At 80.9% G+C, this 324-nt stretch carries 1 protein-coding gene; it reads right to left on the bottom strand.

The genetic code is table 11. The annotated features are described in order from the left end of the window. Nucleotides 1-324, bottom strand: a 324-nt coding sequence (locus ABD067_RS22975; protein ID WP_343897740.1) for an acyl carrier protein, incomplete at both ends; no start/stop codon positions are given.

Consider the following 324-nt stretch of genomic DNA (forward strand, 5'->3'; position numbering starts at 1 on the left):
CGCGCAGCGCCGCCGCGTCGGCCTCGGCCGGCGCCGCCCGCACCGCTTCCGCGATGCGCCGCGCCAGCGCGTCCAAGGTCAACGTGTCGGTGACGGCCGCCAGCGGCACCGGCATCCCGAGCCGCGCTTCCAGCGCCGTGCGCAGCTCCATGCCGCCCAGGCTGTCGAGGCCGAGGCCGGCGAGCGGCGCTTCCGCCGCCACGGCGCCGCCCGGCAGGCGCAGGATGCGCGCCAGCTCGGCCGCGAGGGTCGCGCGCAGGACCTCCAGCGCCTCGTCGGGCGCCGCGTCGCGCAGCAGCGCGCGCAGGTCGTCCGTGGCGGGCG

The sequence above is a fragment of the Craurococcus roseus genome, from assembly GCF_039523795.1.
In the GTDB taxonomy this organism is placed as follows: domain Bacteria; phylum Pseudomonadota; class Alphaproteobacteria; order Acetobacterales; family Acetobacteraceae; genus Craurococcus; species Craurococcus roseus.